15 protein-coding genes are annotated in these 14,434 nt (G+C 66.5%); 8 read left to right on the top strand and 7 right to left on the bottom strand.

What is annotated here, in order from left to right:
• Positions 1-45: 45 nt before the first annotated feature.
• The 6 genes from AC07OY_RS06310 to AC07OY_RS06335 all read left to right on the top strand — a co-directional run bounded on the left by AC07OY_RS06310 (position 46) and on the right by AC07OY_RS06335 (position 7,104).
• Positions 46-2,865 (top strand): TonB-dependent receptor plug domain-containing protein, encoded by a 2,820-nt coding sequence (locus AC07OY_RS06310; protein ID WP_495041661.1) that lies wholly within the window; start codon positions 46-48, stop codon positions 2,863-2,865.
• Positions 2,866-3,301: 436 nt separating this feature from the next.
• Positions 3,302-3,946, top strand: coding sequence for an energy transducer TonB (locus tag AC07OY_RS06315; RefSeq protein WP_495041662.1), 645 nt, complete (start codon positions 3,302-3,304; stop codon positions 3,944-3,946).
• 80 nt (positions 3,947-4,026) lie between these two features.
• Entirely contained in the window at positions 4,027-4,845 is an 819-nt protein-coding gene (locus AC07OY_RS06320; RefSeq protein WP_495041663.1) for a MotA/TolQ/ExbB proton channel family protein, read from the top strand.
• Between the two features lie 34 nt (positions 4,846-4,879).
• The gene (locus AC07OY_RS06325; RefSeq protein ID WP_495041664.1) at positions 4,880-5,308 is read left to right on the top strand and encodes an ExbD/TolR family protein; all 429 of its coding nucleotides are present in this window, start codon (positions 4,880-4,882) and stop codon (positions 5,306-5,308) included.
• A gap of 15 nt (positions 5,309-5,323) precedes the next feature.
• Positions 5,324-5,761 (top strand): ExbD/TolR family protein, encoded by a 438-nt coding sequence (locus tag AC07OY_RS06330; RefSeq protein ID WP_495041665.1) that lies wholly within the window; start codon positions 5,324-5,326, stop codon positions 5,759-5,761.
• An 89-nt stretch (positions 5,762-5,850) separates the two neighbouring features.
• A complete protein-coding gene (locus AC07OY_RS06335; protein ID WP_495041666.1) occupies positions 5,851-7,104 on the top strand; it encodes a hypothetical protein in 1,254 nt (417 codons plus the stop codon).
• A gap of 358 nt (positions 7,105-7,462) precedes the next feature.
• On the opposite strand, the gene AC07OY_RS06340 is transcribed toward AC07OY_RS06335, so the two are convergent.
• The 7 genes from AC07OY_RS06340 to AC07OY_RS06370 all read right to left on the bottom strand — a co-directional run bounded on the left by AC07OY_RS06340 (position 7,463) and on the right by AC07OY_RS06370 (position 12,058).
• Positions 7,463-8,221 carry a 3-hydroxyacyl-CoA dehydrogenase gene (locus tag AC07OY_RS06340; RefSeq protein ID WP_495041667.1) on the bottom strand — a complete coding sequence of 253 codons (759 nt, stop codon included), beginning with the start codon at positions 8,219-8,221 and terminating at the stop codon, positions 7,463-7,465.
• Positions 8,222-8,322: 101 nt separating this feature from the next.
• Entirely contained in the window at positions 8,323-8,976 is a 654-nt protein-coding gene (adk, locus tag AC07OY_RS06345; protein ID WP_495041668.1) for an adenylate kinase, read from the bottom strand.
• An 88-nt stretch (positions 8,977-9,064) separates the two neighbouring features.
• Entirely contained in the window at positions 9,065-9,802 is a 738-nt protein-coding gene (gene kdsB, locus AC07OY_RS06350) for a 3-deoxy-manno-octulosonate cytidylyltransferase (RefSeq protein WP_495041669.1), read from the bottom strand.
• Positions 9,799-10,005, bottom strand: a complete 207-nt coding sequence (locus tag AC07OY_RS06355) for a Trm112 family protein (protein WP_495041670.1) — start codon at positions 10,003-10,005, stop codon at positions 9,799-9,801. The genes kdsB and AC07OY_RS06355 overlap by 4 nt, the downstream gene beginning before the upstream one ends.
• A complete protein-coding gene (gene lpxK, locus AC07OY_RS06360; protein WP_495041671.1) occupies positions 10,005-11,048 on the bottom strand; it encodes a tetraacyldisaccharide 4'-kinase in 1,044 nt (347 codons plus the stop codon). Before lpxK ends, AC07OY_RS06355 begins: the two co-directional genes overlap by 1 nt.
• A complete protein-coding gene (locus AC07OY_RS06365; protein WP_495041672.1) occupies positions 11,014-11,430 on the bottom strand; it encodes an ExbD/TolR family protein in 417 nt (138 codons plus the stop codon). The genes lpxK and AC07OY_RS06365 overlap by 35 nt, the downstream gene beginning before the upstream one ends.
• Before the next feature lie 10 nt (positions 11,431-11,440).
• Positions 11,441-12,058 (bottom strand): MotA/TolQ/ExbB proton channel family protein, encoded by a 618-nt coding sequence (locus AC07OY_RS06370; protein WP_495041673.1) that lies wholly within the window; start codon positions 12,056-12,058, stop codon positions 11,441-11,443.
• A 360-nt stretch (positions 12,059-12,418) separates the two neighbouring features.
• Between AC07OY_RS06370 and xseA the strand changes: the two genes are divergently transcribed.
• Both xseA and AC07OY_RS06380 read left to right on the top strand, forming a co-directional pair.
• Complete coding sequence (gene xseA, locus AC07OY_RS06375; RefSeq protein WP_495041674.1) at positions 12,419-13,729, top strand: exodeoxyribonuclease VII large subunit; 1,311 nt, start codon at positions 12,419-12,421, stop codon at positions 13,727-13,729.
• A gap of 63 nt (positions 13,730-13,792) precedes the next feature.
• Entirely contained in the window at positions 13,793-14,374 is a 582-nt protein-coding gene (locus AC07OY_RS06380; RefSeq protein ID WP_495041675.1) for a superoxide dismutase, read from the top strand.
• The last annotated feature ends 60 nt before the right edge of the window (positions 14,375-14,434 follow it).

The following is a 14,434-nucleotide window of genomic DNA, read 5'->3' on the forward strand; positions in this document are numbered from 1 at the left end:
ATCGCCTCACCACAAAGGCGGGCGTCCATCCCTTCAGGAGTGTCCATGTTCAAAACAACCACCATCACTAGCGCCATCCTGGCTCTGGCCGCAACAAGCGCGCTGGCCCAGGAAGCTCAAAAGCTGGAACGCATCGAGATTACCGGCTCGAGCATCAAGCGCGTCTCCGCCGAGACCTCGCTGCCGATTTCGACGGTCACCCGCGAAGACATCGCCCGCAGCGGTGCCACGACGGTGCAAGACCTCGTGCAGCTGATCCCCTCCAGCTTCGGCGGCAACGTCGTCGCCAACAACGTGGGCGCCACCGGTGGCGCTGCCACCGCCAACCTGCGCGGCCTGGGTGCCAAGTACACGCTGGTGCTGCTGAACGGCCGCCGCGTTGCCAACTTCGCCTTCGGCAACAACCCCGTTGACCTGAACTCCATCCCCCTGGCCGCTGTCGAGCGCGTTGAAGTCGTTCGCGACGGCGCTTCGTCGATCTACGGCGCCGACGCCGTCGCCGGCGTCATCAACTTCATCCTGCGCAAGGACTATCAGGGCGCTGAAGTCACCTGGAGCGAGTACAAGTCCGAGACGATTGGCGGCAACGTCAGCAACGTCAGCACCGCCGCCGGTTTCGGCGACCTGAGCCGCGACCGCTTCAACGTGATGATCACGGCCGGCAAGGAAGAGGTCCAGCCGGTCAAGGCCAAGGACCGCAGCTTCGCCAACTCGGCTGTCCGTCCCGACCTGGGCATCAACAAGTCCTCGCCGCGCAACGGCATCCCCAACCTGAACTTCACCGACACGGCCGGCAACCGCTACACCGGTGTCAACCCGCTGCGCTACCTCGGTTGCAATGCGCCCGAGTTCGGCCTGGCCACCTTCGGCGCGCCGGCCAGCCCCACCCAGTGCGGCACCGACTACGTCAAGTTCATCGACCTGGTGCCCGAGCAGTGGCGCGCGAACATCGCCGGCCGTGCGGTGTTCCAGCTGAACGCTGACAATCAGATCGTCGCTGAAGCGATGCACAACCGCGACCGCGTGCAGTCCTTCTACTCGCCGGCGCCCTACACGGTGGCCATGAGCTACCCGGCCAACGGCCGCTTCTATCCCAAGTCGATCACGCTGCCCAAGGGCATGACGCTGCCCGCCGGCTATGTGATGCCCAACGGCACCGTGCTGGGCGCGGCAACCGTGCTGGCCAACGACATGGCTGTCACCCCGACCGGTGCCATCGGCGGCACCTGGCGTACGGTGGCCGGTGGCGGCCGTTCGGACATCACCGAAACCGAAACTGACCGCTTCCTGCTCGGCGCCCGCGGCACGCTGGCCGGCTGGGACTACGACACCGCCGTCGTCTACTCGCGCAACAAGGGCGAGATCTTCTTCGGCCCGGGCAAGTACAGCTACGCCAAGCTGACGCCCCTGGTGGCCGCCGGTCAGATCAACGTCTTCGGCGCCCAGGATGCCGTCAGCAAGGCCGCTCTGGACAGCGCCCTGCTGACCGGCCGCCAACAGGCTGCTGACTCCAAGTCGACGGAAATCGACTTCCGCGTCTCGCGCGACCTGATGGAACTGGCTGCCGGCCCGCTGTCCATGGCTGTCGGCGCGAACTATCGCGACGAGAAGCTGGACCAGCTGTCTGAGCCCGTGCTGGCCAGCGGCGACGAAGTCGGCGGCAGCGGCCCCATCCCGGGCGTGACCGGCAGCCGCAAGGTCTATGGCGTGTTCGGCGAAGTCAACATCCCGGTCGTCAAGAACCTGGAAGCCAACCTGTCGGCCCGCTACGACAACTACAAGAACAGCTTCGGCACCAGCTTCAACAGCTTCAGCCCCAAGGCCAGCCTGCGCTACCAGCCGACCAAGGACATGGTCATCCGCGGCTCGGTCGCCAAGGGCTATCGCGCCCCGACGCTGTATGAGAACCTGCGCCCCTTCACCGTTGGCAACAACACGGCCGCCAACTGGAGCGACCCGATCCGCTGCCCGGGCGGCAACCCCCTGCCGAACTCGACGTTCAACAACCAGGCTTACTACCTGGAAGAGTTCGTCAACGAGTGCAATGTGCAGCTGACGACGGCCCTGGAAGGCAACAAGAACGTCCGTCCGGAAAAGTCGCGCCAGTTCTCTGCCGGCCTGGCCTTCTCGCCGGTCAAGGACATGTCCCTGACGGTCGACTACTGGAACGTCGAGATCAAGGACCCGATCCAGCCGAAGTCTGAAATCCAGGTGCTGAGCGATCCCAACACCTACAAGAACTTCATCTATCGCTTCGACCCGCTGAACGACCCGAACCAGGCCAATCCTCTGCAGGGCAGCCAGGACAACCGGTTCCCGATGGCCTACGTCTACCTGCCGTATGAGAACAACGGCAAGTTCTACGCCTCGGGTATCGACTTCAGCCTGCAACACCGCATGAAGTCGTCGATGGGCACCTTCGGCGTGAACTTCGACGGCGCGCTGGTCGTCACCCACGGCTACCAGTACAACGGCGCGGCCAAGGTCAGCGATCTGGGCAAGTTCAAGGACTTCGGCGCCACCCCGCGCTGGAGGCACTCGCTGAGCGGCAGCTGGTCCACCGGCATGTTCGATGCCGTGCTGACCAACAACTACACGCACAGCTACGACGACTACACCAACCCCGCCGCCATCGGTGCAGACTACCCGGCCACGCGCACGGTCAAGGCCTACGTGACCTGGGACGCCCAGTTCGCCATCAAGCCGACCAAGGCGCTGACGCTGACCGCCGGCATCAAGAACCTGCTGGACCAGGATCCGCCGTCGTCGCGTAACGAGCTGTTCTTCCAGACCGGCTATGACGCGACCTATGCCAACCCGGTGGGCCGCCAGTTCTACGGCCGCATCAACTACAAGTTCTTCTGAGCTTGAATTGATGGGTTGTTGAGACCGAGCCGCGCCGCAAGGCGCGGCTTTTTTTGTGTCTGGTTGCATGTAATCGAGCTGTTCTGCTTGCCCGGGTTAGCCCCAGGAAGTGGTGACAAAACCGCCAGCTAAGATGCTTGCAGGCCAGGTTTGGCCGGAGGTGTGGTTTTTTGCTGCGCCTGGTTCGTGGCGAAGAAACGCGTGCCCGACGGCCCTAGTGCCACCGGGCGTTTTTTTTGGCTCGAGCAGGTGTAAAGAGGCTTACACGCCGGCTGCACTGCGTGTTTTCGACGAGGCGGAATCGTTCGCTCCGCGATCTAGAATGCACGCCCTTCGGGAACCCGTTCACGGATGGAACGCAACCTCCGCCGTGACAGTGGCCGCTTGTCCGAAAAGAGTCATTGACTGTGATTTGTAGTTGCAAGAAGGAGCGCGCATGAATTTTGCGCAGGAGAAGCAGGGCGCGTCCCGGTTCACGGGCTTCGGCATCGTCGTCCTGATCCACGTCGTGGCCATCTACGCGCTGGCCAGCGGTCTGGCTCGCGATATCGTCAAGAAGGTCACCGGCCCCATCGACGTCAAGGTGATCGAAGAGAAGGTCAAGCCGCCGCCGCCGCCCGAGAAGGTGGTGCCGCCGCCTCCGGATCTCAAGGCACCGCCTCCGCCTTTCGTGCCGCCGCCTGAGTTCCAGGTGACCGCACCCGCGCCGCCGACGCCCGCGGTGACGACCACCCAGGTCGCTCCGCCGGCCGTGTCCGAGATCCGTCCGGCCCCGCCGCCGGCCCCGGTTGCTGCGCCGACGCCGAAGCCTGCGGGCAAGATCACGGCCGGCATGGTTTGCACCAAGATGGGCAAGCCCGAGGTGCCTTCGGTCAACTGGAGCGGCGAAGCCCTCTACAAGGCCGTGGCGACCGTGAAGGCCGGCCGCGTGACCTCCGTCGAAATCACGCCTCTGCGTGGCGGCGTTGACCGCAAGGCTCAGCGCGCAATGACGCAGGCGATTACCCAGACGCTGCAGGACACCTACGAATGCCCGGGCGATCACGTGTTCGAGCAGGAGTTCCAGTTCAAGATCGAATAAGAGACCCCGCTTTGAACCCGGCGCCAGACCGGCGCATTCAGAACCGCATCAAACCAGAATTTTTCCTAGGAGTTGACTCCATGATTTCTCGCATCACCGGCTTCCTGGCCGCCATCGCCATGGCCGCGACCCTGGCTGTTTCGCCCGTCCACGCTCAAGATTCGAAGCCGGCTGAAGCCGCCTCCGCCGTTGACGCCGCTGCTGCGCCCGCCGCAGCCGCCTCCAAGCCTGCTGACAACCCCTACAGCCTGGGCAACATCGTTGCTCACGGCAACATCGTCGACCAGGTCGTGCTGGCCATTCTGGCCATCATGTCCATGGGCTCGTGGTACATCCTGGTGGTCCGCCTGTGGGACACCAGCAAGCTGTCGTCCGAAGCCAAGGAAGTCCGCGCCACCTTCTTCAAGAAGGCCAGCCTGGCTGATGGCGTCCGCAGCCTGAAGGAAGAAAGCGCCTTCCGCTACATCGCCACCGCCGCCATCGAGGCCTCGGAGCACCATGAAGGCGCCCTGACCGAGAACATCGATCACAGCAGCTGGGTCACGATGAACGTCGACCGCGCCGTTGCCGACGTCAACACCAAGATCTCCTCCGGCCTGGGCTTCCTGGCTACCGTCGGCTCGACCTCGCCCTTCATCGGCCTGTTCGGTACCGTGTGGGGCATCCTGAACGCCCTGACCGCCATCGGCCAAGCCGGCCAGGCTTCCATCGACAAGGTCGCCGGCCCCGTGGGCGCCGCTCTGATCATGACCGCCATCGGTCTGGTCGTCGCCGTTCCCGCCGTGCTGGGCTACAACTGGCTGGTCAACCGCAACAAGGCCGTCATGAGCCAGGTCCGCTCGTTCGCCGGTGATCTGCACGGCGTGCTGATGGGCAACCGCGCCGTCGCCAAGCGCTAATCCCTGAGCTGCCGCTCGTAAAGGAGCCAATGCCATGGGCATGAACGTCGGATCTTCCTCCGGCGAGGACGAAGTTGTTGCAACCATCAACACCACGCCCCTCGTGGACGTGATGTTGGTGATGCTGATCATCTTCCTCATCACCGTGCCGGTGGTGACGCAATCGATCGCGTTGAATCTCCCCAAGGAGACCAACCTGATCCGCGTCACCAAGCCGGAAAACATCGAAATCTCGGTCGCCAAGGACGGCGAAGTCTATTGGGGTACGAAAGCCATTCCTGACATGGAGGAGCTGGTCAAGCGCCTCGGCAAGGAATCGGTCAAGAACCCGCAGCCCGAGGTGCACATTCGCGGCGACGACAAGTCCCGCTATGAGTCGGTCGGTCGTGTGATCTTCGCCTGCCAGCGCGCCGGCATCATGAAGATCAACTTCGTCACCGAGCCTCCGGCTCGTGGCGGCTGATCCCAGGAGTCGAATATGGGAATGAATGTCGGAAGCTCGTCGGGCAGCGCTGAGCCCGAAGTCATGATGGACGTCAACACGACGCCGCTGATTGACGTGATGCTGGTGCTGCTGGTGATGCTCATCATCACCATCCCGATCCAGCTGCACACTGTCAACCTCGACATGCCGCCGCCGAGCGACAAGCAGCCGCTGCAAGACCCGGTCGTGCACACGGTCTTGATCGACTTCGACGGCACCGTGTACTGGGACGAGAACGCACTGCCGAACATCGACGCCGTGAACGCCAAGATGCAGGAAATCGGTGTCATGCCGATCAGCGACCAGCCTGAAATCCACATCAAGCCGAACAAGCTGGTGGACTACGGTGTCGTTGCTGCGGTGATGGCCTCGGCCCAGCGCAACAGTGTCAAGAAGATGGGCATGGTTGGTAACGAGCAATACGTCAAGTGACGCAGACTCAGGTCAGCCCGCCCAACCGCTGATACGTTGAACGCGCGCTGCCCGAAAGGGTGGCGCGTTTTTGCTTGCAGGAGAGCAAATTGAAGACTTTGAAAACCATGGTGGCTGTCGCCGTTGGCGCCCTGGCCCTGTCCCTGAACGGCGCGCCCGGCGCCGAGTTCGGTTTCAGCCAGGCGGCTGCCCAGGACAGCGTGCGCAAGGAAGTCGGCACGCCGCTGACCGACGCCAGCAAGTTCGTCAAGGCTGGCAAGTACAAGGAAGCCCTGGCCAAGCTGCGTGACGCGGAAGCCGTCGGCGGCCGCACGCCTGGCGAGAACAACGCCATCGAAGGCGTGCGTTTCTCTGCCGCCATGGGCGCGAACGAGCCCGACACGATGGTGCGTTCCTTCGAGGCGCTGAAGGGTGCCGGCAAGCTGGGACAGGCTCAGCAACTGCAGTACATGGAAGCCATTGCGGGCACCTATCTGCGCGGCAACAACGCGGCCAAGGCGCTGGAATGGGCCAACAAGTACTTCGCGGCCGGTGGCAACAGCCCGACGGTCAAGCAGGTGCAGCAGCAAGCCCAGTTCAAGTCGGGCGACGTGTCGGGTTTCCTGAAGGACACGCTGGCCGAGATCCAGGCCGATGAGAAGACCGGCCGCGCTCCGGCGAAGGACAAGCTCACCAATCTGCTCTGGGCGGCGCAGAAGAAGGGCGACGCGAGCGCTGAGGCCCTCGCGACCGAGAAGCTGCTGAACTACTACCCCGATCCCAAGCTGTGGGCCCAGATCCTCGGCGGCCTGCCGGAGAAGAAGAGCTTCGACGGCAGCCGCTATGCGCTGGACCTCTACCGTCTGCGCCTGGCCACCGGCAACATGTCGCGTGGCGCCGAGGACTACATGGAAATGGCCCAGCTGGCCGCCCAGGCCGGTTATCCGGAAGAGGGCAAGCAGGTCGTCGACAAGGGCCTGGCTGCCGGCGTGCTGGGCCAGGGTGCCGAAGGCGCCCGCCACAAGCGCCTGGCTGATCTGATGGTCAAGAAGATCGGCGAGGCCAAGGCCGCTGCCGCCGTCAACGAGAAGGCCGCGGCCGACGCCAAGGACGGCAATGCCCTGGTCACGCTGGGCCTGGCCAATGCCTTCGGTGGCAATGCCAAGAAGGGTGTCGAGCAGATCCAGCAAGGCATCGACAAGGGCAATCTGAAGCGTCCCGAGGACGCCAAGCTCTACCTCGGCCTGGCCTACCACCTCGGCGGCGAAGGCGCCAAGGCGCAAGCCGCCTGGAAGTCGGTCAAGGGCACGGAAGGCGCCGCCGACCTGGCCCGCCTGTGGATGATCCAATCCCGCAAGCGCTGATCCAGCGAATCGCCAAACAAAAGGGCCTGGTGCGAACCAGGCCTTTTTTCATTGCTGCGCGGTATTCGTACTCCGGGCCGAGCGTTGGGCCTGCCACGGGCCAGAGGCCCATGGCCTTCCGTAGGCACAAGCAGTCCGCAGGGACTGCTTGTGTCCGACTCCAGTTCACCGAGCCGGCCCGCTTGGCGATGTGCTTCCGGCTCAATGCCGGAAGCATCGCCGTCCCCTCGGGGGCTGAGGCCGGACATGGCGAGTCCTGAGGACTCGCCGTGCCTGCCGAAGCGCTGCGGCCTCTGGCCGCAGCGTGGTCCCGGTCAGGCCCGCGCGCGTGCAGCGCCGCGGGACTGGACGAGGGGGCTCACTTCGGCGCCATGCGGATCGCGCCGTCCAGGCGGATGACTTCACCGTTCAGCATGTCGTTGGTGACGATCTGGTGCACGAGCTTGGCGTAGTCCTCAGGCTTGCCCAGGCGGCTCGGGAAGGGGACGCTGGTGGCCAGCGCGTCCTGCACTTCCTGGGGCATGCCGAACAGCATAGGCGTGCCGAAGATGCCGGGGGCGATGGTCATGTTGCGGATGCCGTTGCGCGCCAGGTCGCGGGCGATGGGCAGGGTCATGCCGACGACGCCGCCCTTGGAGGCCGCATAGGCCGCCTGGCCGATCTGGCCGTCGTAGGCGGCCACGGAGGCCGTCGAGATCATCACGCCGCGCTCGCCGGTGGCTTCCGGCTCGTTCTTGCTCATCGCCTCGGCGGCCAGGCGGATCATGTTGAAGGTGCCGATCAGGTTGACCGTGATGGTCTTGCTGAACGACGCCAGCGGATGCGCGCCGTCCTTGCCCACCGTCTTGATGGCCGGCGCGATGCCGGCGCAATTGACCAAACCCATCAGCTTGCCCAGGCTGGTTGCGGCAGCAACGGCGGCCTGGCCATCGGCCTCCTGGCTGACGTCGCACTTGACGAAGACGCCGCCGAGCTCTTTGGCCACGGCCTCGCCGCGCTCGACCTGCAGGTCGGCGATGACGACCTTGGCGCCATTGGCAGCCAGCATGCGCGCCGTGCCTTCGCCGAGGCCCGAGGCGCCGCCGGTGACGATGAACACCTTGCCTGCGATTTCCATGATGAGGATCTCCTGGGTTGATTGGTTGACGTAAACGTCAATTGTGAAGCACAAAAAAGCCGCGGGCTCTCGCGCCGCGGCTTTGTTCCGAAGCGTCGTGCTCAGGCCAGTGCGGCCAGTGCCTTCTTCATGATGTCGTCGACCGAGCCCACGCCTTCGATGCGGCGGTACTTGGGGGCATTGGCATCGCCGGTGGCGGCCCATTGCGAGTAGTAGTCGACCAGGGGCCGAGTTTGCGCGGAGTAGACGTCCAGACGCTTCTTGACCGTCTCTTCCTTGTCGTCCTCGCGCTGGATCAGTTCCTCGCCCGTCTCGTCGTCCTTGCCTTCCACCTTGGGGGCGTTGAACTTGACGTGATAGGTGCGGCCCGAGGCCACATGCACGCGGCGGCCGCTCATGCGCTCGATGATGGCGTCGAAGGGCACGTCGATCTCGAGCACATAGTCCAGCTTGACGCCGGCGGCCTTCATCGCGTCGGCCTGGGGGATGGTGCGGGGGAAGCCGTCGAACAGGAAACCCTTGGCGCAGTCGTCCTGGGCGATGCGCTCCTTGACCAGGCCGATGATGATGTCGTCGCTGACCAGGGCGCCCGAATCCATGACGGCCTTGGCAGCCAGGCCCATTTGCGTGCCGGCCTTGATGGCGGCGCGCAGCATGTCGCCGGTGGAGATCTGCGGAATGCCGAATTGCTTGCAGATGAAGGCAGCTTGGGTGCCTTTGCCGGCGCCGGGTGCGCCCAGAAGGATCAGTCGCATGGGTCTCCTCGTCTCGTCAGGACTGTTAAAAAGTCCTGCATCAATCAGCGTTTGAGTATCGCACGCGGCCTTTCGGGGGCCTGACGTGTCAACCCTCGATGAGGCGCCTGACGCGCTCCAGATCCTCGGGCGTGTCGACGCCCGGACCGGGGCGTTCCTCGCTGACGTGAACGGCGATGCGCTCGCCGTGCCAGAGCACGCGCAGCTGCTCCAGCGACTCGACCTGCTCCAGCGGACTCACGGCCAGCTGCGGGAAGCGGCGCAGGAAGCCGGCGCGGTAGGCGTAGAGGCCGACATGGCGCAGCGCACCCTTGGGCTGGCCGCCGCCGTCCCGCCACCAGGCGATGGGTGCGCGCGAGAAATACAGGGCCCGGCCGGCCTGGTCGGTGACCAGCTTGACGACATTGGGGTTCGCGAACTCGGAAGGGTCGGTCAGCGCATGCGCGACCGTTGCCATCACGCAGTCGGATCGGGCCGCCAGCGTCGCGGCGCAGGCATCGATCATGGCCGGCGCGATCAGCGGCTCGTCGCCCTGCACATTGACGACGACGGCCTCGTCGGCCAGGCCCAGCTGCTCGACGGCCTCGGCCAGGCGGTCGCTGCCGGACGGGTGGTCGGCGCGCGTCATCAGCGCGCGCACGCCGTGGGCCGCGCAGGCGGCGGCCACCTCGGGCGCGTCGGTCGCGACGACGATCTGGCTCGCGCCCGACTGGGCGGCGCGCTGCGCCACGCGCACGATCATGGGCAGGCCGGCGATGTCGGCCAGCGGCTTGTTGGGCAGGCGGGTCGATGCCAGCCGCGCCGGGATGACGACCGTGAAGCTCACGGCGCCAGCGCGACCGGTGCCGTCGGCGCCTCGGGGTCCCAGGGCTTGGCCTCGCTCTCCAGCATCAGTGGAATGCCGTCGCGGATGGGAAAGGCCAGGCGGTCGGCGCGGCAGGCCAGGGCCGGCAGTTCGCCTTCGCGCAGCAGCGTCAGCGGCCCCTTGCACAGCGGGCAGACCAGCATTTCGATGAGGCGTTGATCCATCAGGCGGGAGCGAAAAGTTTTTGCAGTTGGCTGTCCAGCGCGGCCTCGAAGCCGGCACCGGGCGAGAAGTCTAGCGCCACGACCCAGACGGGTAGCTCGCCGACGCGTTCGGGTGCCAGCTTCACGGCGTCCTTCTCGGTCAGCACGATGCCGGCAACATGCGCGGGCCAGGGCAGCGTCGCGAAGTCGGCGTGGTCGGGCAGGGCCAGGGTGTCGACGTGCAGGCCCAGGCCGGCCAGCATGTCGAAGAAGCGCTGCGGCCGCGCGACGCCGGCGACGGCCAGCAGGCCGGGGCGCTCGCGCAGGGCGAGCAGGGCGTCCATCTGCGCGGGCCGGCCGGCCCACCAGTCCGCCAGCGTCACGGCGCCCGCCAGGCCCCGCTCGGCGACGAAGCCGGGCAGGGCAGTGCTGGGCCGGGCGGCGTTGTAGACGACGAGCTGGTCGGCCGCCAGCGCGCCAGGCGGCTGGCGCAGCGGGCCGGCGGGCAGCAGCCGGCCATTGCCCAGGCCGCGCTCGTCGAAGACCAGCAGGCTCAAGGCCCGCGGCAGCCGCCAGTGCTGCAGGCCGTCGTCGCTGACCAGCAATTGCAGGCCCGGCTCGGCGGCCAGCAGCGCGCGTGCGGCGGCGACGCGATCACGGCCCACGGCCACCGGCGCGCCGCTGCGCAGATGGATGAGCAGCGGCTCGTCGCCCACCTCGCGGGCGGTCGACACGCGCGTGACCAGGCGCACGCCGTCGCCGTCGCGGCCATAGCCGCGCGACACCACGCCGGCGCGCAGGCCGCGTTCGCGCAACAGGGTCAGCAGGGCCAGCGTCGTCGGCGTCTTGCCGGCGCCGCCGACGATCCAGTTGCCGACCACGATGACGGGAACGGGCAGCGTCTCGACGCGTTTCAGCCCGGTTCGATACCAGAGGTTTCGCAGGCCCAGCAGGGCCCGGTACAGCCAGCTCAGCGGCAGCAGCGCGGCGGACAGCGGTCCGCCCGTCAGCCACTGCTGCTGCAGCCGGTCAGCGAGCGTCGGTCTGCGCGGCGAAGGTGACACGCGTCAGGCCGACGCGGCGCGCGGCGTCCATCACGTTGACGACGGCCTGGTGGGGCGTGGCGGCATCTGCCGAGATGATCAGCGAGGCTTCGTTGTTGCCGCCCGAGGCCTGGCGCAGCGCGGCGATCAGGATGTCCACCGAGCGGCCTTCCACCGGCTGGCGGTTGACGACGAAGCGGCCGTCGGCGGCGATGCCGACGATGACTTCCTGCGGCCTGTCCTTGAGCTTGTCCGCGTCGGCCGAGGGCAGGGTGATCTGCAGCTCGGTGAACTTGGAATAGGTCGTCGACAGCATCAGGAAGATCAGGATCACCAGCAGCACGTCGATGAAGGGGATCAGGTTGATCTCCGGCGGCTCGCTGTGCGGGGGGCGGAATCGCATCGCTCGATCCTCAAGCCGTGTAGCGACGCAGCTGGCCCAGCAGCCGGTCGGCGGCGGCCTCGAGCTCGAGCACGTACTCCTCGATCCTGCCGCGGAAGTAGCGGTGGGCGATCAGGCTGGGGATGGCGATCATCAGGCCGAAGGCCGTGTTGTAGAGGGCGATGGAGATGCCGTGAGCCAGCTGGGCGGGATTGCCGCCGCCGGGCGTCTGGCTGCCGAAGATCTCGATCATGCCGACCACCGTGCCCATCAGGCCCAGCAGCGGTGCCGCCGTGGCGATGGTGCCCAGGGTGTTCATGTAGCGCTCGAGCTGGTGCACGGCGCGGCGGCCGGCGAACTCGAACACCATGCGCAGCTTGCCTTCGGGCATCTGCGGCTCCACGGTCACGGCGCGCAGGCCGGAGGCCAGCACCTCGCCGAGGATGGAGTTCTCCGCCAGGCGGTCGACCATGTCGGGGGCGGGCAGCTGCTGGGCACTGACGTTCATGACGTCTTCCAGCAGCCGCGCCGGCAGCACACGGCTGGCGCGCAGGCTGGACACGCGTTCAATGATGAGGGCCAGGGCCACCACGGAGCACAGGAGCAAGGGCCAGATCGGCCAACCGGCGGCTTGTATGATCGAAAACAAGGGCGTCCCCGTCGATGAATGCGTCGAGCTGAACGGCCGCTGGCGGCCGCGAGAGTGCGCGGGATTATGGCCCCAGCCTTGCGGGTCCCAGCCTGTCCTTCACGCCGCGAAAGCGTTCTCACAATCCACCGTTGCTGTGGATAACTTTGTGGGCAAGCCGGCTGCGTCGTGCTGCAGAGGCCGTCAAATCAAGGCCTTGGACAACTTGCCTCCAATTTGAGCAGTGGAATTCGAATTGAAAAACAAGGCCTTATGTGCTCATGACAGCGCCGTGACGAGTGAAATGAGCCGCAATTGCCCGCCAGCCCAGCATTGGCGCGGCTGTGGACTTCCCGGCCCGCGCCGGCATTGGGTTTGCGCGTGATTGACGCTCGCGAACCCGCTTCAAATCGTCGTGTCTGGGGTGTGGCCGGCCTGCTGGAGGCGGTCAGCCAGAGCCTGGCCGAGCGCTTCTCGGTGGTCGTCGTCGGCGGCGAGATCGCCGGCTTCACCCGCGCCGCCAGCGGCCACTGCTATTTCGGCCTGAAGGACGCTGACGGCCAGGCCGCCAGCCTGCGCTGCGCGATGTTCCGCCGCGCCGCTGCGCTGCTGGACTTCGCGCCGGGCGAGGGTGTGCTGGTGGAGGTGCGCGGCCGCGTCGCCGTCTACGAGCCGCGCGGCGAGCTGCAATTCGTCGTCGAGGCCATGCGCCGCGCCGGTGCCGGCACGCTCTACGAGCAATTCCTGAAGCTGCGCGCCCGGCTGGCGGCCGAGGGCCTGTTCGATGAAGAGTCCAAGCGGGCCCTGCCTAGCCATCCGCGGCGCATTGGCGTCATCACGTCGGCCGCAGGCGCCGCCCTGCATGATGTGCTGACGGCGCTGGCGCGGCGGGCGCCCCAGGTCGAGGTCGTCGTCTACCCGAGCCCCGTGCAGGGTGCCGAGGCGCCGCCGGCCCTGGTGCGGGCCTTGCAGACGGCCAATGCCAGGGCGGAGGTCGATGTGCTGCTGCTGGTGCGCGGCGGCGGCTCGCTGGAGGACCTGTGGGCCTTCAACGACGAGCGCGTCGTGCGGGCCGTGGCCACGTCGGCCCTGCCCGTCGTCTGTGGCGTCGGCCATGAGACCGATGTGACCCTGTGCGACCTGGCGGCCGACCTGCGTGCCCCCACGCCGACGGCGGCCGCAGAGCTGGCCGCGCCGTCGCGGGCCAACCTGCTGCAGCGCCTGGAAAGCCTGGAGCGCAGCCTGACCCTGCGCGTCGACCACCGCCTGCAGTCCCTGGCCCAGCGCCTGGACCGCCTGGCCCTGCGCCTGGCCCGCCCCAGCGACAGCCTGGCCCGCCAGCGCCGCGTGCTGGAACTGCTGGCCCAGCGCGCCGGCGCGGCGCCCCGGCGTCGTGTGGAACTCCAGGGCCAGCGGCTGACGCATCTCGAGCAGCGCCATGAGCGCGCCCATCGCGACATCCTGGCCCGCCAGCACACCCGGCTGGACGCCCTGCAGGCACGGCTGCTGGCCCTGGACCCCCAGCATGTGCTGGCCCGCGGCTATGCCTGGCTGGACGACGGCAAGGGAGGCGCCATCACCTCCGTGCAGTCCCTGCCGGCCGGCGGCGAAGTGCGTGCCGTGCTGGCCGACGGCGCGGCCGACATGCAAGTCCTGCGGGTACGGCCTTTGCCGCCCCCCTCGTCGCAGTAGGGCCGGGTTTCGCTCCCTACAATCTTTCGGTTTCCCTTCCCCCCAACACTTTGAGGTTCACACATGGAACACACGCTGCCCCCGCTGCCTTACCCCATCGACTCGCTGGCTCCGCACTACAGCAAGGAAACGCTGGAGTTCCACCACGGCAAGCACCACAACGCCTATGTCGTGAACCTGAACAACCTGCAGAAGGGCACCGAGTTCGAGAGCAAGACGCTGGAAGAGATCATCAAGACCTCCAGCGGCGGCATCTACAACAACTCGGCCCAGATCTGGAACCACACCTTCTTCTGGAACTGCATGAAGCCGCAAGGCGGCGGCGAGCCCAGCGGCGCGCTGGCTGACGCCATCAACGCCAAGTGGGGCAGCTACGCCGCCTTCAAGGAAGCCTTCGTCAAGAGCGCCGTCGGCAATTTCGGTTCGGGCTGGACCTGGCTGGTCAAGAAGGCCGACGGCACGGTCGACATCGTCAACACCGGCGCCGCCGGCACGCCGCTGACCACGGCCGACAAGGCCCTGCTGACCGTCGACGTGTGGGAGCACGCCTACTACATCGACTACCGCAACCTGCGTCCCAAGTTCGTCGAGACCTTCCTGAGCAATCTCGTCAATTGGCAGTTCGCTGAAGCCAACTTCGCCTGATCGCGCAGTTCGATCAGCGACAAGAGCCGGCATCAGCCGGCATTTTTGTGGTCGAACACG

It is taken from the genome of Roseateles sp. GW821-FHT09H10, assembly GCF_059415865.1.